Source organism: Pseudomonas congelans (assembly GCF_900103225.1).
Taxonomy (GTDB): domain Bacteria; phylum Pseudomonadota; class Gammaproteobacteria; order Pseudomonadales; family Pseudomonadaceae; genus Aquipseudomonas; species Aquipseudomonas congelans.
The window spans coordinates 136196-157746 of record NZ_FNJH01000005.1 but is presented as its reverse complement, the minus strand read 5'-3'; the positions used below and the strand labels follow the sequence as shown (position 1 = coordinate 157746).

18 protein-coding genes are annotated in these 21551 nt (G+C 58.4%); 10 read left to right on the top strand and 8 right to left on the bottom strand.

The annotated features are described in order from the left end of the window. Positions 1–156: 156 nt before the first annotated feature. On the top strand, positions 157–1587 hold the full coding sequence (gene sbcB / locus BLR20_RS17960; RefSeq protein ID WP_010435621.1) for an exodeoxyribonuclease I: 1431 nt from the start codon (positions 157–159) through the stop codon (positions 1585–1587). A 73-nt stretch (positions 1588–1660) separates the two neighbouring features. On the opposite strand, the gene mvaT is transcribed toward sbcB, so the two are convergent. Further along, a complete protein-coding gene (gene mvaT / locus BLR20_RS17955) occupies positions 1661–2041 on the bottom strand; it encodes a histone-like nucleoid-structuring protein MvaT (protein WP_002554971.1) in 381 nt (126 codons plus the stop codon). A 358-nt stretch (positions 2042–2399) separates the two neighbouring features. Here mvaT and purU point away from each other — a divergent pair, with 358 nt between their 5' ends. Both purU and BLR20_RS17945 read left to right on the top strand, forming a co-directional pair. Next, positions 2400–3251, top strand: a complete 852-nt coding sequence (gene purU, locus BLR20_RS17950) for a formyltetrahydrofolate deformylase (protein WP_010435617.1) — start codon at positions 2400–2402, stop codon at positions 3249–3251. A 77-nt stretch (positions 3252–3328) separates the two neighbouring features. Continuing rightward, a complete protein-coding gene (locus tag BLR20_RS17945; protein ID WP_032614793.1) occupies positions 3329–3529 on the top strand; it encodes a hypothetical protein in 201 nt (66 codons plus the stop codon). 50 nt (positions 3530–3579) lie between these two features. Here BLR20_RS17945 and BLR20_RS17940 read toward each other — a convergent pair whose 3' ends face one another. The 3 genes from BLR20_RS17940 to BLR20_RS27310 all read right to left on the bottom strand — a co-directional run bounded on the left by BLR20_RS17940 (position 3580) and on the right by BLR20_RS27310 (position 6097). Beyond that, the gene (locus tag BLR20_RS17940) at positions 3580–5052 is read right to left on the bottom strand and encodes an inorganic phosphate transporter (RefSeq protein ID WP_010433954.1); all 1473 of its coding nucleotides are present in this window, start codon (positions 5050–5052) and stop codon (positions 3580–3582) included. A 206-nt stretch (positions 5053–5258) separates the two neighbouring features. Further along, entirely contained in the window at positions 5259–5456 is a 198-nt protein-coding gene (locus BLR20_RS17935; protein ID WP_002554967.1) for a hypothetical protein, read from the bottom strand. 368 nt (positions 5457–5824) lie between these two features. After that, positions 5825–6097, bottom strand: coding sequence for a hypothetical protein (locus tag BLR20_RS27310; protein WP_143010004.1), 273 nt, complete (start codon positions 6095–6097; stop codon positions 5825–5827). Positions 6098–6313: 216 nt separating this feature from the next. Here BLR20_RS27310 and pcaR point away from each other — a divergent pair, with 216 nt between their 5' ends. The 5 genes from pcaR to BLR20_RS17910 all read left to right on the top strand — a co-directional run bounded on the left by pcaR (position 6314) and on the right by BLR20_RS17910 (position 11662). Beyond that, positions 6314–7156 carry a pca regulon transcriptional regulator PcaR gene (pcaR, locus tag BLR20_RS17930; protein WP_003363842.1) on the top strand — a complete coding sequence of 281 codons (843 nt, stop codon included), beginning with the start codon at positions 6314–6316 and terminating at the stop codon, positions 7154–7156. A 156-nt stretch (positions 7157–7312) separates the two neighbouring features. After that, positions 7313–8170: a CoA transferase subunit A gene (locus tag BLR20_RS17925; RefSeq protein WP_003395944.1), complete on the top strand. Its 858-nt coding sequence runs from the start codon at positions 7313–7315 to the stop codon at positions 8168–8170. After that, the gene (locus tag BLR20_RS17920) at positions 8167–8949 is read left to right on the top strand and encodes a CoA-transferase subunit beta (protein WP_186005930.1); all 783 of its coding nucleotides are present in this window, start codon (positions 8167–8169) and stop codon (positions 8947–8949) included. Before BLR20_RS17925 ends, BLR20_RS17920 begins: the two co-directional genes overlap by 4 nt. Then, positions 8949–10148 (top strand): 3-oxoadipyl-CoA thiolase, encoded by a 1200-nt coding sequence (pcaF, locus tag BLR20_RS17915; protein WP_054993314.1) that lies wholly within the window; start codon positions 8949–8951, stop codon positions 10146–10148. The genes BLR20_RS17920 and pcaF overlap by 1 nt, the downstream gene beginning before the upstream one ends. A 212-nt stretch (positions 10149–10360) precedes the next feature. Next, entirely contained in the window at positions 10361–11662 is a 1302-nt protein-coding gene (locus BLR20_RS17910; RefSeq protein WP_054993315.1) for an MFS family transporter, read from the top strand. Positions 11663–11728: 66 nt separating this feature from the next. Here BLR20_RS17910 and BLR20_RS17905 read toward each other — a convergent pair whose 3' ends face one another. Genes BLR20_RS17905 through BLR20_RS17895 form a run of 3 tightly spaced genes read right to left on the bottom strand, consistent with a single transcriptional unit; the run spans position 11729 to position 17484 of the window. After that, entirely contained in the window at positions 11729–13189 is a 1461-nt protein-coding gene (locus BLR20_RS17905; RefSeq protein ID WP_054993316.1) for an AdeC/AdeK/OprM family multidrug efflux complex outer membrane factor, read from the bottom strand. Next, on the bottom strand, positions 13186–16320 hold the full coding sequence (locus BLR20_RS17900) for an efflux RND transporter permease subunit (protein WP_010433936.1): 3135 nt from the start codon (positions 16318–16320) through the stop codon (positions 13186–13188). The genes BLR20_RS17905 and BLR20_RS17900 overlap by 4 nt, the downstream gene beginning before the upstream one ends. 3 nt (positions 16321–16323) lie before the next feature. After that, positions 16324–17484 carry an efflux RND transporter periplasmic adaptor subunit gene (locus tag BLR20_RS17895; protein WP_010433934.1) on the bottom strand — a complete coding sequence of 387 codons (1161 nt, stop codon included), beginning with the start codon at positions 17482–17484 and terminating at the stop codon, positions 16324–16326. A gap of 255 nt (positions 17485–17739) precedes the next feature. On the opposite strand from BLR20_RS17895, the gene pmeR reads away from it, so the two are divergent. Both pmeR and BLR20_RS17880 read left to right on the top strand, forming a co-directional pair. Beyond that, positions 17740–18399 carry an auxin-lysine conjugate-binding transcriptional regulator PmeR gene (gene pmeR, locus BLR20_RS17890; protein ID WP_054993317.1) on the top strand — a complete coding sequence of 220 codons (660 nt, stop codon included), beginning with the start codon at positions 17740–17742 and terminating at the stop codon, positions 18397–18399. Positions 18400–18878: 479 nt separating this feature from the next. After that, entirely contained in the window at positions 18879–20012 is a 1134-nt protein-coding gene (locus BLR20_RS17880) for a DUF3396 domain-containing protein (RefSeq protein ID WP_054993319.1), read from the top strand. Positions 20013–20026: 14 nt separating this feature from the next. Here BLR20_RS17880 and BLR20_RS17875 read toward each other — a convergent pair whose 3' ends face one another. Further along, positions 20027–21523, bottom strand: a complete 1497-nt coding sequence (locus tag BLR20_RS17875; protein WP_054993320.1) for an MDR family MFS transporter — start codon at positions 21521–21523, stop codon at positions 20027–20029. Positions 21524–21551: the final 28 nt, after the last annotated feature.

The following is a 21551-nucleotide window of genomic DNA, read 5'->3' as shown; positions in this document are numbered from 1 at the left end:
GAAAACTGATGCTAGCTACCGCAGCGGAGCTAAGCAACCGACCATTCAATACGCGGGCTGTAAGAAAACATTTCCCTGTGCGCCGGATACGACCCGATTAGCCAATGACACCTGTCACGCCCTACACTTCGCGGGTCTTTTGTTCAGGATCAGCCCGTGACCTCCAGCATCTTCTGGTACGACTACGAAACCACCGGTATCAACCCGCGCAACGATCGTGCGCTGCAGATGGCCGGCATTCGCACGGATACCGACCTCAATGAAATCGCGCCTCCGGTCAATCTGCACTGTCAGCTCAGCGATGACATCCTGCCCCATCCTGTCGCCTGCATGATCACCGGAATCACGCCGGCCACGCTGGCAGAAAAAGGCTTGTGCGAGGCCGATTTCATGACTCGCGTACATGCCGAACTGTCTGCGCCGGGTACCTGTGGCGCGGGTTACAACACCTTGCGTTTTGATGACGAAGTCACGCGCTACAGTTTTTATCGCAACTTCTTCGACCCCTATGCTCGCGAATGGCAGGGGGGCAACAGTCGATGGGATCTGATCGATGTCGTGCGAGCCGCCTACGCATTGCGCCCCGATGGCATTGTCTGGCCGGAACAGGACGGCCGGGTCACGTTGAAACTGGAGCGTCTGACGGCTGCCAATGGTATTGATCATGGACAGGCGCACGACGCGTTATCCGATGTGCGTGCAACTATTGCCCTGGCGCGTTTGATTCGTGAAAAGCAGCCGAAGCTTTACGACTATCTGTTCGCATTGCGCAGCAAGCAGAAAGTCCAGGAACAGGTTCGCCTGATGCAGCCTCTGGTGCATATTTCGGGACGTTTTTCTGCGGCGCGCAATTACCTGGGCGTGGTGCTGCCGCTGGCATGGCACCCTCATAATCGCAACGCGCTGATCGTATGTGATCTGCACCTGGATCATTCACCGTTGTTGCACGAGGACGCTGAAATACTCAAGCGGCGTTTATATACGCGGCACGACGCGCTGGGCGACGGCGAATTGCCCGTGCCGCTCAAACTATTGCATATAAACCGGTGCCCGGTGATCGCCCCGCTGGGCGTGCTGCGTAGCGAAGATCAGCAGCGGCTGCAATTGGACATGGCCGGCTATCAGGCACGCGCAACGCAATTGAGTGAACGTCGCGAAGTTTGGCACGATAAACTGGCGACCGTTTACGGCAAGGACGATTTCGCCGCAAGTGAAGATCCCGAACAGCAGTTATATGACGGTTTTATGGGTGACCGTGATCGTCGACTGTGTGAGCAAGTTCGGCAGGCCGAGCCAGAACAACTGGCGCGCGACGCCTGGCCATTTGATGACGCCCGTTTGCCTGAATTGTTATTCAGGTATCGGGCTCGTAACTTCCCTGACACCTTGAGTGGCGAAGAGCAAACACGCTGGCGGGATTTCTGTCAGCAGCGCCTGCGGAGCCCGGAATGGGGGGCTCCCAATACCCTGCATGACTTTACTGCCGCATTGATAGAATGCTCCCTTAGTGCCGCGCCAGAGCAGTTGGAGGTGTTGCGGCAATGGCAGGATTACGCACACGAGCTGAGTAACCGTCTGGGCGTATAAAAAATACCGGGCAATAAAAAACGCCAGCAAGCTGGCGTTTTTGCAATCGCAATGAATCGCGACCTTGTGAAGCTTAGCCCAGCAAAGTGGCCCAGCTTTCAACGTCGTCGCTGCCCCACTTGGCTTTCCACTCTTTCAGCGTCTTGTGGTTGCCACCTTTGGTTTCGATGACTTCACCGTTGTGCGGGTTCTTGTATTGCTTGACCTTGCGGGCGCGTTTGGTGCCGGCAGGTTTAACAGCGCCGCCACGAGGGGCCTTGTTTACCTTGGCATCCGGATCCAGCAGGGCAATGATGTCACGCAGCGACTTTTGGTATTCGCCCATCAGCGTGCGCAGTTTGCCTTCGAATTCCAGCTCGGTTTGCAGTTTGTCGTCTTGCGACAGGTTCTTCAAACGGGCCTGCAGTTCTTTGATGGCTTCTTCTGTAGCGCGGTATTCGTTGATCAGGGACATGAGGAGACCTTATGTTGTGAGGGTTGCAGGGATACAGTGCGGCAATAATAGTCACTGTAAATGAGCAAGTAAACATTAAATAAAAGTTTTATTTGAATTATTTAGCAATATACACACGTCCTACAGACCTCTGAACTAGGGGTGGGTCGTGCTTCCTTCAAAAGATCGCCGCTATAAAGCCCTCCTTATTACAGGTTTTGTTTAGCGGTAAACCCCGTAAAAACCCATACTGGCAAGGTGCAATCTCTGGCCTTGGCGGTGTGCTTTTTCGGTATCTGAATTCTGGCAACAGAGATACTGCAGTTTTGCTGCGCAGCCGCTAGAATAGCGGCTTTGCGAAGTTCTGGAGTTTCCCCCAATGCGCACTTTTCGTCTGGTGATTGCTTGCCCGGACCGTGTAGGCATCGTTGCCAAAGTCAGTAACTTTCTGGCGTCCCATAACGGCTGGATCACCGAAGCGAGTCATCATTCGGACAATCTCAGCGGCTGGTTTTTCATGCGTCACGAGATCCGTGCCGACACCCTGCCTTTTGACCTGGACGGGTTCCGTGAAGCGTTCACGCCGATTGCCGAAGCTTTTTCGATGGACTGGCGCATTACCGACTCGGCGCAGAAGAAGCGCGTCGTGCTCATGGCAAGTCGCGAATCGCACTGTCTGGCCGACCTGCTGCACCGTTGGCACAGTGACGAACTCGACTGCGACATCGCCTGTGTGATTTCAAACCACCAGGACCTGCGCAGCATGGTCGAATGGCATGACATCCCTTACTACCATGTTCCGGTGGACCCGAAAGACAAGGAGCCTGCGTTCGCCGAGGTATCGCGTCTGGTCGGTCATCACCAGGCCGATGTCGTGGTTCTGGCGCGTTACATGCAAATTCTGCCGCCACAGCTGTGCCGTGAATATGCCCATCAGGTCATCAATATCCACCACAGCTTCCTGCCATCGTTCGTCGGCGCCAAGCCTTATCACCAGGCCTCGTTGCGCGGTGTCAAACTGATCGGCGCGACCTGTCACTATGTGACCGAAGAACTGGATGCCGGGCCGATCATCGAGCAGGACGTCGTACGCGTCAGCCACCGTGACAGCATCGAAAACATGGTGCGTTTCGGTCGCGACGTGGAAAAAATGGTGCTGGCCCGCGGCCTGCGCGCTCATCTGGAAGACCGCGTTCTGGTTCACGACAACAAGACGGTCGTCTTTGACTGATCTATCTTTTCCGGAGCGCGTCTCTCGCGCTCCCGACCCAGCTGTCGGCAATGGTGCAACGTGCAAGGTGACAGCCAATGACCGATCCTCTCGACAAAGCCACTTCCACCGCGCCGGCAACGCTTGGCGAAGGCTGCCTGAGCCGCTATGACCCTGCGCAACTGACGGCGGAAAACGGCACTGATTTCGAAGGTGCCGCAGCACTGTGGCGCGAGCTGCAGCAAGCGCAAGCGCCTGTTGAAGGGCTTGAGAAGGAGGGGGAGCAAGAGGATAAGTGAGTCAAACCCTTCAGACGGTGCAAGGGATGCACCGCCCGAAAGGTTTCAGATCAGGCCAGGGCCTTGGAAGCCAGCCAGAACAACGCTGCGGACAAGGCGACCGTTGCCGGCAGGGTCAGTACCCAGGCCAGCAGGATGGTGCGCACGGTTCCGCCTTGCAGGCCGCTCTTGTTGGCGACCATGGTACCGGCTACACCCGACGACAGAATATGCGTGGTGGACACCGGCAGACTGAACACGTTGGCCAGACCAATCGCACAGGCGGTGGTGATTTGCGCCGACATGCCTTGTGCGTAAGTCATGCCCTGCTTGCCGATCTTCTCGCCGATTGTCAGGACCACACGTTTCCAGCCAACCATGGTGCCGATGCCCAGCGCCAGTGCGACCGCCAGAATCACCCAGAACGGAGCGTACTCGGTGGTGGTGGTCAGGTCCTTGCGAAGTTTCTCCAGATCGGACTTTTCACGTGCCGACAGGTCTGGAAGTTTGCCGACCTTGCGGGCGGTGTCGTCCAGGCACAACAGATAGCGACGTACTTCGATGCGGCTTTCAGGTGCCAGCGCGTGGTAGTCGGACACGCCCTTCAGGCGGTCGAGCAACGCGTCGATGGTAGGTTCGGTCTGCTTCGGGTTACAGGCGGAGCTTGAAGGCAGGTCGCCTTTTTCGGCTTTGCCCATGGCCAGATATTCGCCCAGCGTGCTGCTGTTACGCTGATAGAACTGACTCAGGTGCTGGGTCGCATCGCGGGTACGTTCGATCTGATAGGTCGTGCTGGTGAGGTCAAGCACGAACTGGCTGGGTACGATACCGATCAGTACCAGCATGATCAGGCCAATGCCTTTCTGACCATCATTCGAACCATGTACGAAGCTGACCGCCATTGCGGAAATGACCAGCACCAGACGGTTCCAGAACGGCGGATGCTTCTTGTCGTCCAGCTTGCGGCGCTGGTCGGGAGTCTTGTGCATCTTCGACTGCGGGCGCCACCACTTCAGGGCAACCAGCACCAGACCCGCAACGATAAAGCCGGCCAGCGGCGAGAACACCAGCGACGCGCCGATATCGATCGCTTTCTGCCAGTTAACGCCATCGGCCAACGGGATATCGTTGAGCAGCGCATTGGCCAGACCCACACCGAGTATCGAGCCGATCAGCGTGTGCGAGCTGGAGGCCGGAATGCCGAAGTACCAGGTACCGAGGTTCCAGGTAATGGCCGCCGCCAGCAGCGAGAACACCATGGCCAGGCCATGTCCGGTGTTGACGTTGATGAGCAGTTCGACCGGCAGCAGATGGACGATGGCATAGGCAACGCCTACGCCGCCCAGCAACACGCCGAGAAAGTTGAATACACCGGAAAAGAACACGGCCAGATGAGGCGGCATTGCTTTGGTGTAGATGACTGTCGCCACCGCGTTGGCGGTGTCATGAAAGCCGTTGATGAACTCGAAGGTGAGGACGAAAGCCAGGGCGAGCAACAGGCTCACAAGCACCCAGGCATCAAGCCCGCTGAATAAATCGATCATGTAGGTTTTCTGACCGGGTCTGAAGGGGGCGCGATTATGACAGAAAAAATACCGAACGACTTGTCGTCACCGCGTGGTGTCGCCTCAAACCAAAAAAAAGACGCATGAGCGCCGCCCCGTTGAGTGCTCAATGAGGCAGTAAGGCGTGTAATTCCGGGTGCTGGAAGTAGGAGACTTATCGGGCAGGGATCACCAGACCCGTGCTGTCATGGCTCTTCTTTCAGGCCTTCTTCCATTTTTTGCAGTTCTTGCTTGAACGCCTGGTCCAGCAGGCTGGCTCTTTTGCGCCAGGGTTTGCGTTCCGGTTCAGGTTGCGCGGCGTAGGTGGTGATTTCACCGCCGTAGACATCCTTGTAGCGTTGCTCCTGGCGCTCAAGTTCCGCGCGCAGTTCATCTTTAGTCACTTTAATACCTGATCGAGTCGAATGGGCTCTGGCGATGACGCAAAACATTGCAAGTATGTTCACTCCAGTCTGGCTGTATACCAAATACAGTCAGCGACCTGTTCGGGCGATTGCGCGAACGGTTTACTGGACATGCCTGTTGTTGTCTGCGGCTACGTGCACCAGAGAAAAACACCTGTCGTAGCGACATACGTTTGATTTCAAGCGCAAGGCTTGAGCTGGCAGGCTTGCTGATGGTCTCGCGGCGATGGTGCACCGTGACAGGGCGTCGACAAGACAGTCGAAGCAGAAATCGGGTGAACGAATCAATCGTTGCGAGGGTATTGCCAACCAACTGACGGATACTATCTCCAAGAAGTTCTGTTACGTCAACAACAGAGGTTGAATGAGTTCACCGGTATGGTTTTTTTGTACGATTGTTCCGAAGTTTCAGTGGGCCATTTATATGACAGAAGTTTTATAAAACAGTTTTGACTTTCGACGACAAAATGTTGGCGAGGAAATTCACGGCTTTCTATATGCGGGATGTCTTGAGTTGCGCGGCAGGCGCCGACTGAGAACGGGATGAGCAGGAAGATGTCGCGGGCATCGGGCACAGAGGGCGCGCCTGAGTAATGAAAACGGCCTTGCTTGATGAGCAAGGCCGCTGCCTTGGACTTCTTAGTGGGTACCTGACCAGTATTTCCAAGAAGTCACTTCGTGGCAGAGGTAAAGGTATAAGTATATTTACATAGGGTCAATTGCGATTATCGGCCACCTGTTCGATAATCGCACAATCGGGCCGGGCTTCGGTCCGCTGAAAAGAGCTGAAGCCTGCGGTTTACAGGGCCTGAAAGGCAGTTACATAAGGTGGGTCAATGAACGACGAACTGCGTAAATCTTTTGCCTCATTGGCACCGCCCATCGTGGCGTCGCCTGCAAAGCGCATTCAGGCGCTGACCGGTGATCCGGATTTCATGACGTCGCTGGCGCGCGGGCTGGCCGTGATTCATGCCTTTCAGGAGCGCAAGCGACACCTGACCATTGCACAGATCAGCCACCGCACAGAAATCCCCCGCGCGGCAGTGCGTCGTTGTCTGCACACGCTGATCAAGCTCGGTTATGCGACCACTGACGGTCGTACCTACTCGCTATTGCCCAAGGTGCTGACCCTGGGTCACGCCTATTTGTCATCGACGCCACTGGCAACCTCGTCGCAGCCTTATCTGGACCGTATGAGTGATCAGCTGCACGAGGCGTGCAACATGGCCACGCTGGAAGGCGACGATATTCTTTATATAGCGCGCTCTGCGACCACGCAGCGACTCATCTCGGTCGACCTTTCCGTGGGCGGTCGCCTTCCCGCGTACTGCACGTCCATGGGCCGCATTCTGCTGGCTGCACTGGATGACGTTTCGCTGCATGAATACCTTGACCATGTCGATCTGCAGCCCAAGACCAGCCGCACCATTCGCACGCCGGAAGCCTTGCTCGAATGTCTGCAACTGGTTCGGCAACAGGGCTGGTGCATTGTCGATCAGGAACTGGAGCAGGGGCTGCGTTCGATTGCCGTACCGGTCTATGATGCGTCGGGCCAGGTGCTGGCTGCGCTGAATGTCAGTACCAGTGCCGGACGTGTGGCGCGCAGCGAACTGGAACAGCGCTTTCTGCCGATCATGCTCGATGCCAGTCGCGACCTGAGTACGCAGTTGTTTACCTGAAGTGGCCGTTTTTCTGACAGATTGAATTCGTTCGATTACCGAACGTTTAGTCGATTATCGGATTGTTTGCCATCTTGCTCAGGCATAACCTCATTTTCATTCCGGCGCAGGTCTTCGCGCTGATCATTGAACGTGATGTTGGGTTCGGAGCACCTCATGGCAGACATTCTTTCTCTACGCGATGCGGTGAAGCAACTGGTCAACGATGGCGACACCGTTGCGCTGGAAGGCTTCACTCATCTGATCCCCACGGCCGCCGGCCATGAAATCATCCGTCAGGGTAAAAAAGACCTGACGCTGGTGCGCATGACGCCCGATCTGATCTACGACCAGTTGATCGGCGCCGGTTGTGCGAAGCGGCTGATTTTTTCGTGGGGTGGCAACCCTGGCGTTGGCTCCCTCCACCGTTTGCGCGATGCCGTTGAAAAACAGTGGCCGCGGGCGATGGAAATTGAAGAGCACAGCCATGCCGACCTTGCCAACGCCTACGTAGCGGGTGCGTCCGGTCTGCCGTTCGCCGTGCTGCGCGCTTACGCCGGGTCCGACCTGCCCAAGGTCAACCCGCTGATCAAGACCGTCACGTGCCCGTTCACCGGCGAAGTGCTGGCAGCGGTGCCTTCGGTACGCCCCGACGTAACCGTAATTCATGCTCAGAAAGCCGACCGCAAGGGCAACGTGCTGTTGTGGGGCATTCTCGGTGCGCAGAAAGAAGCCGCGCTGGCTGCAAAGCGCTGCATTGTGACGGTGGAAGAAATCGTCGATGACCTGAAGGCGCCGATGAATTCCTGCGTGCTGCCGACCTGGGCGCTGAGCGCGGTGTGCCTGGTGCCGGGTGGTGCTCACCCGTCCTATGCGCATGGCTACTACGAGCGTGACAACCCGTTCTATCAGGCCTGGGACCCGATCGCTCGAGACCGGGAGACCTTTACGGCGTGGATCGATGAATATATCCACGGCACCGCAGATTTCAGTGAATTCCAGAGCAAGCTGGCTCGCGCTTCGGAGGCCAAATAATGACTTACTCCACCAGTGAAATGATGACCGTTGCTGCAGCCCGTCGCTTGCGCAACGGTTCTGTATGCTTTGTCGGCATCGGCCTGCCTTCCAAGGCTGCGAACCTGGCACGTCTTACCTCTGCCCCTGACGTGGTACTGATCTACGAGTCCGGCCCGATTGGCGCCAAGCCCACGGTATTGCCGCTGTCTATCGGCGATGGCGAGTTGGCTGAAACCGCCGACACAGTGGTATCCACCAGCGAAATCTTTCGTTACTGGCTGCAGGGCGGTCGCGTCGATGTCGGCTTTCTCGGCGCAGCGCAGGTCGACCGTTTCGGCAACATCAACACCACCGTGGTCGGCGATTACCACCATCCAAAAGTGCGTCTGCCCGGAGCCGGCGGCGCGCCGGAGATCGCCGGGTCGGCCAAGTCGGTGCTGATCATTCTCAAGCAATCGGCGCGTTCGTTCGTCGACAAACTGGACTTCATCACCTCGGTCGGGCATGGCGAAGGCGGCGACTCGCGCAAGCGTCTGGGCCTGCCAGGTGCCGGTCCGGTGGGCATCATCACCGACCTGTGCATCATGGAGCCGGAAGCCGGCACCCACGAGTTCGTCGTGACCGCGCTGCACCCTGGCGTGACCCGCGAGCAGGTCGTTGCCGCAACCGGCTGGGAGATCCGTTTTGCCGACACGGTGGCGGTTTCCGAAGAGCCTACCGAGGTCGAGCTGACGGCGCTGCGTGATCTGGAAGCACGAACTGCCGCGGCTCACGGTCAGGTTGCGGGAGAAGCGTGATGCGTGAAGTGTTTATTTGCGATGCGATTCGTACGCCCATCGGTCGTTTTGGTGGTGGGCTGTCTTCGGTGCGAGCAGACGACCTGGCTGCCGTGCCGATCAAGGCGCTGATGGAGCGCAATCCGTCGGTCAACTGGGAAGAGATCGACGAAGTGTTCTTCGGCTGCGCCAATCAGGCCGGTGAGGACAACCGCAACGTTGCGCGCATGGCTGCACTGTTGGCCGGGCTGCCGCAAAGTGTGCCGGGCGTCACTCTGAATCGCCTGTGTGCTTCCGGAATGGACGCCATCGGCACCGCTTTCCGGGCCATCGCTTCAGGTGAAATCGAGCTGGCAATCGCCGGCGGCGTCGAGTCGATGTCCCGTGCTCCCTTCGTGATGGGTAAGGCCGATGCCGCGTTTTCGCGCAACATGAAGCTGGAAGACACCACCATCGGCTGGCGTTTTATCAATCCGGCGATGAAAGCGCAGTACGGCGTGGACTCAATGCCCGAGACGGGCGACAACGTTGCAACCGACTTCAGGATTTCTCGAGCCGATCAGGACGCTTTCGCCCTGCGCAGCCAGCAACGCACTGCCGTTGCCCAGGCTGCGGGCTTTTTCGAGGAAGAGATCGTGCCAGTGCGGGTCGCGCACAAAAAGGGCGAGACCATTGTCGACAAGGATGAGCACCCGCGTGGCGATACCAGTCTGGAAACCCTGAGCAAACTCAAGCCAGTCAACGGCCCGGACCGCACGGTGACTGCAGGTAATGCGTCCGGGGTCAACGACGGTGCTGCTGCGCTGATTCTGGCTTCGGCCGAAGCAGTCAAAAAGCATGGCCTGACGCCTCGTGCCCGCGTACTCGGCATGGCCAGCGCGGCGGTTGCACCTCGGGTGATGGGCATTGGCCCGGTGCCAGCGGTGCGTAAGCTGGTCGAGCGACTGGGCCTGGCGGTGACCGATTTCGATGTCATCGAACTCAATGAAGCGTTTGCCAGCCAGGGTCTTGCGGTGCTGCGCGAACTGGGTCTGGCGGACGATGCGCCGCAGGTCAATCCCAACGGCGGGGCAATTGCTCTCGGCCATCCGTTGGGCATGAGTGGCGCGCGGCTGGTGCTGACCGCGCTGCATCATCTTGAGAAAACCGGTGGACGCCGAGGCCTGGCAACCATGTGCGTCGGCGTCGGGCAGGGGCTTGCGCTGGCCATCGAGCGGTAAGCCCTTCCGCTTCAACCTGTTGTCCAGCAACCCGGATCGTTTGTCTGCCTCCACGAAAAGGCAGGCCGATGATCCGGGTTGTTGTTCGTCTGGGCACTGATTGTTCAACCCTCGCGGTCTTTCCCGGTGGCTGAATTGTTCTGACTTATTGTGCTCGATTAAAGACGGTGTTACAGATTGTTTCTTATGGACAGTTCTGCTTGGGGAAAATAATGACTACAACATCAAAAGCACCGCATTACACCGGCGAGGAGCGAAGCAAAAGAATTTTCGCGATTGTCGGTGCCTCATCCGGCAACCTGGTCGAATGGTTCGACTTTTATATCTACGCCTTCTGCGCGATTTATTTCGCACCGGCTTTCTTTCCCTCCGATGATCCGACCGTTCAGTTGCTCAACACTGCAGGTGTGTTTGCCGCTGGCTTTCTGATGCGTCCGATTGGCGGCTGGCTGTTCGGTCGTGTCGCAGACAAACATGGTCGCAAGAACTCCATGTTGATTTCGGTCACCATGATGTGTGCCGGATCATTGATCATCGCCTGCCTGCCGACCTATGCATCGATTGGCGCCTGGGCGCCGGCCTTGCTGCTGATGGCGCGCCTGCTGCAAGGCCTGTCGGTAGGCGGCGAGTACGGCACCACGGCCACCTACATGAGCGAAGTGGCGCTGCGTGGCCAGCGCGGTTTTTATGCTTCGTTCCAGTACGTCACCCTGATCGGCGGGCAATTGTTGGCGGTTTTGACGGTGGTCATCCTTCAGCAATTCCTGACCACCGAAGAGTTGCGTGATTACGGTTGGCGCATACCTTTCGTGATCGGTGCTGCCGCTGCGGTCATTGCCTTGCTGCTGCGTCGCACCCTCAATGAAACCACCACGGCCGAAAGCCGTCAGGACAAGGATGCGGGCAGTATTGCGGCACTGTTCAAACATCATGCAGCTGCCTTCATCACGGTACTGGGTTACACCGCCGGCGGCTCGCTGATTTTCTACACCTTCACGACCTACATGCAGAAATACCTGGTCAACACCGGGGGCATGGAAGCCAAGACCGCCAGCTACATCATGACCGGCGCGCTGTTTCTGTACATGTGCATGCAGCCGTTCTTCGGCATGCTCGCGGACCGTATCGGCCGGCGTAATTCGATGCTCCTGTTCGGCGCGCTGGGTACGCTGTGCACAGTGCCGATCCTGATGACGCTCAAGACCACCACCAACCCGTTAATTGCCTTTCTGCTGATTACCCTGGCGCTGGCCATCGTCAGCTTCTACACCTCGATCAGCGGGCTGGTCAAAGCCGAGATGTTTCCGCCTCAGGTTCGTGCACTGGGCGTGGGTCTGGCGTACGCGGTGGCCAACGCAATGTTCGGCGGCTCGGCTGAATGGGTTGCACTGAAACTCAAGAGTGCCGGGATGGAGAACAGCTTTTACTGGTACGTGACGGCCATGATGGCGGTAGCGTTCCTGTTCAGTCTGCGTTTGCCCAAAGAGCCCAAGTACCTGCATCAGGATCATTGATTGCAGGTTTGTTTCGGCCACAAAAAAACCACCTGATCAGGTGGTTTTTTTGTGTGCCGCTGTCTATCAGAACAGCTGAACCGAAGGCTTCTCCTTGGAGATGGTTTCGGTCTGTCCGGTCCTTTCATACCAGCCGCCGCCGAGGGCCTTGTACAGGTTGACCTCGCTGGTCAGCTGCGACAGGCGATCGGTGATCAGTGTTTGTTGCGCACTGAACAGCGAGCGCTGGGCGTCGAGGAAGGTCAGGTTGCTGTCGATGCCGATCCGGTAGCGACGCTCGGCCAGACGGTAGTAGTCCTGGTTGGCCGCGACGAAGTCACGTTGCGCCTGGAGCTGCTCGTCATAGGTCTTGCGCGAAGCCAGGCCGTCGGACACTTCCTGGAAGGCGGTCTGAATCGCCTTCTCGTAGTTGGCGACGCTGATTTCCTTCTGGATTTTCGAGTAGTCCAGGCTGGCGCGCAGGTTGCCGGCGTTGAAGATCGGGATGTTGATGCTTGGCTGGAACAGCCAGGCACCCGACCCGCCCTTGAACAGGCCGGACAGCTCGCTGCTGCTGGTCCCGGCACTGGCCGTCAGGCTGATGCTCGGGAAGAACGCTGCACGTGCCGCGCCGATGTTGGCGTTGGCCGCCTTGAGCGAGTGCTCGGCCTCCAGAATGTCCGGACGACGCTGCAGCAGGTCGGACGGCAGGCCTGCCGGCATTTCGGTCAGCATGTCGGAATCGAGCAAGTGGCTGGCCGGCAGGTTGTCAGGCAGGCTGGTGCCTAGTAGCAGCACCAGGCTGTTCTGATCCTGGGCAACCAGGCGCTGGTACTGGGCCAGTTTGGCGCGTGCGCTTTCGACGGCGGTGCGCGACTGGCTCAGGTCCAGTGCCGAAGAAACGCCGACTTCGCTGGCGCGCGATGTCAGACGGAAGCTTTCCTCGTAGGTCTTCAGGGTGTCCTGCGTCAGCTTGAGCAGTTCCTTGTCGGCCTGCCAGGTCATGTAGGCATTGGCGACGCTGGCCACCAGACTGATCTGGGTACTGCGACGTGCTTCCTCACTGGAGAAGTAGGTCTCCAGCGCCTGCTCGCTGAGGCTGCGTACCCGGCCGAAGAGGTCCAGCTCGTAAGAGCTGACACCCAGAGTGGCCGAGTAGCTGCTGGTGATGCCGGACTGACCGGTTTGCGACTGGTCGGCCGGCACGCGCTGACGTGAGCCGCTACCGGTTGCCGAAACAGCAGGGAACAGGTCCGAGCGCTGGATACGGTACTGGGCGCGGTACGCGTCGATGTTCAGCGCCGCAACCCGCAGGTCACGGTTGTTGAGCAGTGCAGTCTGGATCAGCTGTTGCAGCGCCGGGTCATTGAAGAAGTGCCGCCAGCCTTGTTCCGCGGCGGCCATTTTGGCGCCTTCGACCGGCGAGTACGCCGGTCCTTGCGGATATTGTGCCGCGACCGGTGCTTCCGGCTGCTTGTAATCGGGGATCAAAGAGCAGCCGCCGAGAATGAACGCGGTAACTGCAAGTGAGATAAATGACTTGCTCATTGGCCAGCCTCATCGTGTGAAATATGTTTCTGCTTGCTCTTGAAGAGCCCTGAAACCGTTACGAAGAACAGGGGCACCCAGAAGATCGCCAGAATAACTGCGGTGATCATACCGCCAATTACGCCAGTACCAATCGAATGCTGACTGCCTGAACCCGCACCCGACGAAATCGCCAGCGGCACAACGCCGAGGATGAACGCCATGGAGGTCATGATGATCGGGCGCAGACGCATGCGGCAGGCCTCGATCGCTGCGTCGACCAGGCTCTTGCCCTGTTCGTGGAGCTCTTTGGCGAACTCGACGATCAGAATGGCGTTTTTCGCCGCCAGACCCACCGTTACCAGCAACCCGACCTGGAAGAACACGTCGTTGGACAGGCCGCGCAGGCTTGTTGCCATCAGTGCACCGATAACCCCCAGTGGCACCACGAGGATGACCGCGATCGGAATCGACCAGCTTTCATACAGTGCCGCCAGACACAGGAACACTACCAGCAACGACAGGGCATACAGGGCAGGGGCCTGCGAACCGGACAGGCGTTCCTCGTAGGAGAGACCGGTCCACGAAATGCCGATACCCTGCGGCAGCTTCTTGGCCAGTGCCTCGACTTCGGCCATCGCGTCGCCGCTGCTGTAGCCAGGGGCCGGGGTACCGAGCACTTCCTCTGCCGCCACGCCGTTGTAGCGTGACAGTTTCGGCGAGCCGTAGGACCATTTGCCGCTGGCAAAGGCCGAGAACGGCACCATCTCGCCCGCGCTGTTGCGCACGTACCATTTCTTCAGGTCTTCAGGTGTCATACGCGCACCTGCATCGCCCTGGATGTACACCTTCTTCACACGGCCACGGTCGATGAAGTCGTTGACGTAGCTGCCACCCAACGCGATGGACAGTGTGTTGTTGATGTCCGACAGGGTGATACCCAAAGCGCTGGCGCGCTCATCGTCGATGATCAGTTGGTACTGCGGTTCGTCGTTCAGCCCGTTCGGACGCACGCCTGCGAGAATCTTGCTCTGTGCGGCCATGCCGAGGAACTGGTTACGCGCTTGCATTAGCTTGTCGTGACCCACGCCGCCCTGATCCTGCAGGTAGACGTCGAAGCCTGTGGCGTTACCCAATTCGAGTACCGAAGGCGGGACGACCGCAAACACCATCGCGTCGCGCAGGCTGAAGAAATAGCCCTGAGCCCGCTTGGCCAGTTCGAAAACGCTGTTGTTGGAATCACGCTCTTCCCACGGCTTGAGCATCACGAACGCAATCGCCGAGCTTTGACCGCGGCCCGCGAAGTTGAAGCCGTTTACCGAGAACACCGACTTCACTGCGCCGCTTTCCTTGGTCAGCAGGTACTCACGCATCTGATCGATGACTTCCTGCGTACGCGCGGTCGAGGAGCCGGCCGGTGTCTGGATCTGGGCGAAGATAACGCCCTGGTCTTCTTCCGGCAGGAACGCAGCCGGAATACGCATGAACATGAACACCATGCCGGCGCAGATAAGTATGTAACCCAGATACGCAGGCCACTTGTGCTTGAGCATGTTGCCCACGCCGCGCTCGTAACTCAGAACGCTGCGGTCGAAAGTGCGGTTGAACCAGCCGAAGAAACCACGTTTCGGCTGCCCGTGTTTCTCGTGATCAATGGGCTTGAGCATGGTGGCGCACAGCGCCGGGGTGAAGATCAGGGCAACCAAGACCGACAGGGCCATGGCCGAGACGATGGTGATCGAGAACTGCTTGTAGATCACCCCGGTGGAGCCGCCGAAGAACGCCATCGGCAACAGCACCGCTGACAGCACCAGGGCAATACCGACCAGCGCGCCCTGAATCTGTGTCATGGATTTGATCGTGGCGTCACGCGGGGAGAGCTTTTCCTCCTCCATGACCCGCTCGACGTTTTCCACCACCACAATCGCATCGTCCACCAGCAAGCCGATGGCCAGCACCATACCGAACATGGTCAGGGTGTTGATGGTGAAACCGAAGGCCGCGAGGATGCCGAACGTACCCAGCAAGACCACCGGAACCGTCATCGTGGTGATGATGGTTGCGCGGAAGTTCTGCAGGAACAGGTACATCACCAGGAACACCAGCACGATCGCTTCGATCAGGGTGTGCACCACGCCGTTGATCGATTCGCTGACCACCGGTGTCGTGTCATACGGGTAAACGACTTTCATGCCAGGCGGAAAGAACGGCTCCAGCGACGAAACGGTCGCGCGGATGGCCTTGGCGGTGTCCAGTGCGTTGGCGCCGGTGGCGAGTTTGATCGCCAGACCGGAGGCCGGTTTGCCGTCGAACTGCGAATCGGTGCTGTAGTTCTCTGCGCCCAGGCCCACCGTGGCGACGTCTTTCAGGCGAACCTGCGAACCGTCGGTGTTGACCTTGAGGAAGATGTTGCCGAACTGCTCGGCAGTCTGCAGACGGGTCTTGCCGATGATCGTGGCGTTCAGCTGCTGACCGCTGATCGATGGCAGACCGCCCAACTGGCCGGACGAGACCTGGACGTTCTGCGCGGTGATCGCGTTTTTCACGTCCACCGGGGTCAGCTGGAAGTTGTTCAGCTTGGCCGGGTCCAGCCAGATACGCATGGCGTACTGCGAACCGAACACTTGGAAGTCACCCACACCGGAGGTCCGGGAGATCGGGTCCTGCATGTTCGACACAATGTAGTTGGCCAGGTCTTCCTTGCCCATGCTGCCGTCTTCCGACACCAGGCCGATCACCATCAGGAAGTTCTTCACTGCCTTGGTGACGCGGATACCCTGTTGCTGCACTTCCTGCGGCAGCAGCGGGGTCGCGAGGTTGAGCTTGTTCTGCACCTGGACCTGCGCCGTATCCGGGTTGGTGCCCTGATTGAAGGTCGCAGTGATGGTCATGCTGCCGTCGGAGTTACTTTCCGAGCTGACATAACGCAGGTTGTCGATACCGTTGAGCTGTTGCTCGATCACCTGAACCACCGTGTCCTGCACCGTCTGGGCAGATGCGCCCGGATAGGTGACCTGGATACCGATGGCTGGCGGTGCGATGCTCGGGTACTGGTTGATCGGCAGGCTGGAAATCGACAGCGCACCGACCAGCATGATCACGAGGGCAATAACCCAGGCAAAAATGGGTCGATCAATAAAAAATTTCGACATGGGTTACTCCCCTTTGCTGCCTGCGGCTTTATCAGTGGCCGGGGCAGGTGCCGGGTTTGCTCCTTTGACGTTGGTCGCTTCGGCGACTTTCACTTCGGCGCCTGGTTTGACGTACTGCAAGCCTTCGGTGATGACGCGATCACCTTCTTTCAGGCCGTCTTCGATCAGCCAGTCGCTGCCCACGGTGCGATTGGCAACCAGCGTACGCATTTCCACCTTGTTGTCCTGATTGACGATCATGGCGGTCGGCGTGCCTTTCAGGTCGCGGGTCACGCCTTGCTGCGGTGCCAGGATTGCTTTCGAATTGACGCCGGCCTGCAACTGCGCATGAACGAACATGCCTGGCAGCAGACGGTGTTCAGGGTTCGGGAACACCGCACGCAGGGTCACGGAGCCGGTTGTCTGGTCAACCGATACTTCGGAGAACTCCAGTTTGCCTTCCTGGCCGTAAACGCTGTTGTCTTCCAGCGTCAGCTTGACCTTGGCCGCATTGTCGCCGGCTTTCTGCAACTTGCCGCTTTCCAGGTCACTGCGCAGCTTGAGCATGTCGGCAGACGACTGCACTACGTCGACGTAGATCGGATCGAGTTGCTGGATGGTCGCCATCGCGTCGGTCTGCGCGCTGCTCACCAGTGCGCCTTCGGTTATCGCAGAGCGACCGATACGACCGGAAATAGGAGCCAGCACCTTGGTGTAGCGCAGGTTGATCTGCGCGGTCTGCAGGGCTGCCTGAGCTTCCTGGGTCGATGCCAGCGCCGTGTCGTACTCCTGACGGCTCACTGCCTGCTCGCTGACCAGTTGCTTGTAGCGATCGGACATCGACTTGGCGGACTGCAGGGTGGCCTTGGCGCTGTTGGCGTTGGCTTCATAGACCGACGGGTCGATCTGGTAGAGCTGCTGACCGGCTTTGACATCGCCACCTTCGGTGAACAGACGCTTGAGAATGATGCCGTTGACCTGAGGGCGAACCTCGGCGACGCGGAATGCGGTCGTCCTGCCCGGCAGCTCGGTGGTCAGGGTATACGGCTGTGCTTTTATGGTAACGACGCCTACCTGAGGGGTTTGCGCAGGCGGGGCGGCCTGTTCCTTCTTGCTACAGCCACTGAGCAGGGTTGCCAGGGCGATGGCAGTGACCAGAACGGTAACAGCTGGCTTGAATTGCATGAAGATCCTCGGGGCAGGAGCCTGTTTTCTCAACAGTACGTTGAAGTGTTAAAAAATATTTCGGCTAGATAAGTAGCAAGCTAAGGAATATACTTACATTCGCGGCTGTTTGTAAACACCCGCCGTGCGCATTCCGCCACTATTCAAGGTGCCGGGAGCCAATTCGGGACAAGGCGAGACAAATGCCGCCCGGTCATATCTCGAGGCATGACGCAAGACGCGTGCCTGAGGTGAATTTTTTGAGGTCTTATTGCCATGGTTCGTCGCACCAAAGAGGAAGCTCAGATCACTCGCAGCCAGATCCTGGAGGCTGCCGAGCAGGCTTTTTATGAGCGAGGCGTCGCCCGCACCACGCTGGCCGACATTGCCACCCTTGCCGGTGTGACGCGAGGCGCCATCTATTGGCACTTCAACAATAAGGCCGATCTGGTGCAGGCCATGCTCGACAGTCTTCAGGAGCCCCTCGACGAAATGGCGGAGGCCAGCCAGAGCGAGGAAGAGGAAGACCCGCTGGGTTGCATGAGAAATCTGTTGATTCACCTGTTTCATGAACTCGCACTGGACCCGAAAACCCGTCGCATCAATGAAATCCTGTTTCACAAGTGCGAGTTTACTGACGAGATGTGTGATTTTCGTCGTCAGCGCCAGGACAACGCCACACAGTGCCACGACCGTATCACCCTGGGGCTGAACAATGCCGTACGCCAGGGGCAATTACCCAAAGGGCTGGACACCGCCCGGGCTGCCGTGGCCCTGTTTGCCTACGTCAACGGCATCATTTACCAATGGCTGCTGGTTCCGGACAGCTTCTCGCTGCCCGCAGAGGCCGAGCAACTGGTCGACGTGTGCCTGGACATGCTGCGTTTTAGCCCGTCGTTGCTGATCAATAACAACTGCTCTACTGCCCGTGCCTGAATGAACATGACCGGCGGAAGCATCCGCCGGTTTCGCCTGCCAGCGATGCTGCGCAAAGCCTGACTCCAATCCGTGCCTCTTATATAGCGTGTTTACCGATTGTTTATCCGTATTCATTGATTGCGCTCACCGTGCACGCATCAGCGAGCGTTGATCTGACAATATATTGTAGGAAGTCGGTAGGATGTTTCCTGATACATGTAGCTGATTTCCCAAAGTAAATTGCGAGTATTGCCCCGCAGGAAAACTCCCTTCACTCTTCGTCACCTGAAAGAACAGAAGAGAGGAAGGTTGCATGTTTTTGCCGAATCTTGCGCCTATGTGCCCTGAAACCATAGCCAGTTACGCTGATGTTCTCACCATGGGGCAGGAGCGCGAATACCCGATGTGCAGGCTCTTTTCGGGCATGATCAAAACAGGTAACGGGCATGCGGATACGAGCAGAAACCTGACTCCCTCAACTGATGGGGAGGCCGTACATGTCGGATGTGGCAACTGACGCTGTGAGGTTATTGGCCAGGATCACGCAAAAATCCGAACGCGTGGCTATGGATTCCGCGTTGGGCACACCGGTCATACGATTGGGATTGATCACCACGCTGTATTTTCGCGATGGCCACACCGCGGAGATGAAGCGTCGTGTCGAAGCCTGCTTTTCGCGCTTTTACGACGCGTTCAAAACGAAGCTCAAATGGCAACTCTTCAAACGCATGCGTCGCCTGAGCGGCTCGGGGTTTGCCTCGACCCGCCGGCAGATTGTCGAGAGCCCGCCAGACGAGCAGTTCATCTGGTCTATCGCCAGCGCCACTCAGGCTGAAGTCGCCACCTACAGCCTGTTTGTGATGAACACCTCGAAGGGGCAGGCCGACAACGATCGATCGTGTCTGAAAATGGTGCTTCCCTGGTCGTACCTGACCGAGCCCGACGGCTTGAAACAGTACGAGGAGTGGATCAGATACCTGAGCAGCGAAGTGCAGGCCGAGCACGGCTTTGGAGGTCTCGCCTGCGTGTTGCCGTGCGATGGTCATCAGTATCTGCCCTGGGAGTATCGGCTCGCTCAGGATTACAGCGGGCTGATGGTCGATCCCGGTCCGCACATTGAAAGCCTGCGTCTGTTGGACCGTATCAAGGGTGTCAGCTGGTACACCGTGCTCGGCGAGGCATTCGTCAGGCAGTTGGGAGGCAGCGACAAAATGCGCGGCGAGATGAGTGCGCACCGCGAGATCGTATTCCACACCTACCGCAACGGACTGATCATTCGCGCTGGTGAGGTGCCTGAACTGGGCGGGAGAGGGTTGCCGCCGCCGCAGCCTTATGTGACGGTCAACAGGATGATCAAGCCGATTCGCCTGCAGGACACCGGCAATCTCCATCCCTACCTGGCTCCCGGAATTGGCTTTACCGACGAAACCACCGCGCAGTGGTATGCGCGATTCGATGAAAAGCCGCTGCCGCCGGTCGATGCCGGGCAAGCATGCCCTCGATCAGGCAGCTGGTTCAGCAGCGCACAGTCAGGCTCCCGTCGTCACTTCGACAAGGGTGAGCTCATGCCTGCGTTTGCCCATATAAAGAGCAAGAAAACACAATGGTTCTGGGCCGGGGTGCCTTCCTGAGCCGCAAAGGCCGATCAGTCACGTCCTCGCAGCAACGTATTGGGCATCACCACGGCTGCCGCAAGACCGAGCAGCGAAATGGCCGCGCTGGTCATCAGCAGGTTTCTGAAGGTCAATGCCAGTTCGGCGCGCAGGGTTTCCAGCGCGGGTCCGGTTGCCGCGTTAAGGCTGTCGAGCAGCACATTGCCGGAGCTGCCTTCGCCACCCAGTGCGCCTGCACCGAGTTGGCCGACCCCGGTGTGCTGCAACATGGCCAACAGCAGCGCCGACATCAGGGCCACACCCACCGCACCACCCAGCGAGCGGAACAGATTGGTCGTGCTGGTGGCCACGCCCATATCCCGCGGTTGAACCGAATTCTGAGTGCCGACCAATGAGGTGGGGAACTGCATGCCGGTCGCAACACCGGTGAGAATCATGAACAGGCTCATGACTATCAATGATTGCGGAGGCGTGAAGGCCATGCCCAGAATCGCAACCGGCATCAGCAGCGCACCGGTCAGGATCAGCGGCTTGTAGCGCCCGGTATGCGCGGTGCGTCGCCCGGCGAAATAGGCGCCCATCGGCATGCCGATAGCCAGTGGAAGCAAGTGCAGGGCGGCGCTGTCCGCTCCGCCACCGGTGACGGTCTGGTAACGCAGCGGCATCAACACAATCAGGGAGATGGCCTGAAAACTGGTGAAGAATACCGTGCACCAGCACAGCACGGCGCTCTTGTTGGTGAACAGGTGCATGGGCAGCAAGGGTTCGGCAGTGCGACGTTCGTACCAGACGAAAATGGCCAGTGTCAGCAGGGCAGTGCCCAGTAACAATTGGACCTCGGCATCGCCGAGGCCATGCCCCTGGCCAATTTCGGTAATTCCCAACAGTAGCGCTGTCAGGCCGATGATCATCAGCACGGTACCCAGGTAATCGATAATCGGCTTGCGCTGCGGCACTGGCAGGCCGACGAGGGTTCGATATGCGACGATCAGCGCGGCTGCTCCCAGCGGCAGATTGATCAGGAACACCCAGCGCCAGGACAGGTATTCAGTCATCAGGCCGCCGAGCACCGGCCCTGCAACGCTGGCCACGGCATACATGCTGCTGAAGTAACCCTGATAGCGGCCGCGTTCGCGAGGTGGCACGATGTCGGCGATGATCGCCTGGCTGACCGAAACCATCCCGCCCGCGCCAATGCCTTGAAGAACCCGCGCCAGCACCAGTTGTTCCATGCTTTGCGCCAGGCCACAGAACAGCGAAGCCAGGGTGAAAAGCCCCAGCCCGAACAGCATCAGTTTGCGTCGCCCGTAAAGATCGCCGAGTTTGCCGTAGATCGGCACGGCCACGGTCAGCGAGACCATGTAGGCGGATATGACCCAGGCCAGCAGATCGATGTCTCTGAACTGGGCGGAAATGGCCGGCATCGAGACCGCGACGATGGTTTGGTCCAGCGCGCTGAGCAGGACTGCCATCATCAACGCAAACAGGATGCTGCGGATGGCCGGAGGCGTTTGATTAAGACTGGTCAAGGCAAAACCTGATGGCAATGTTGACCCG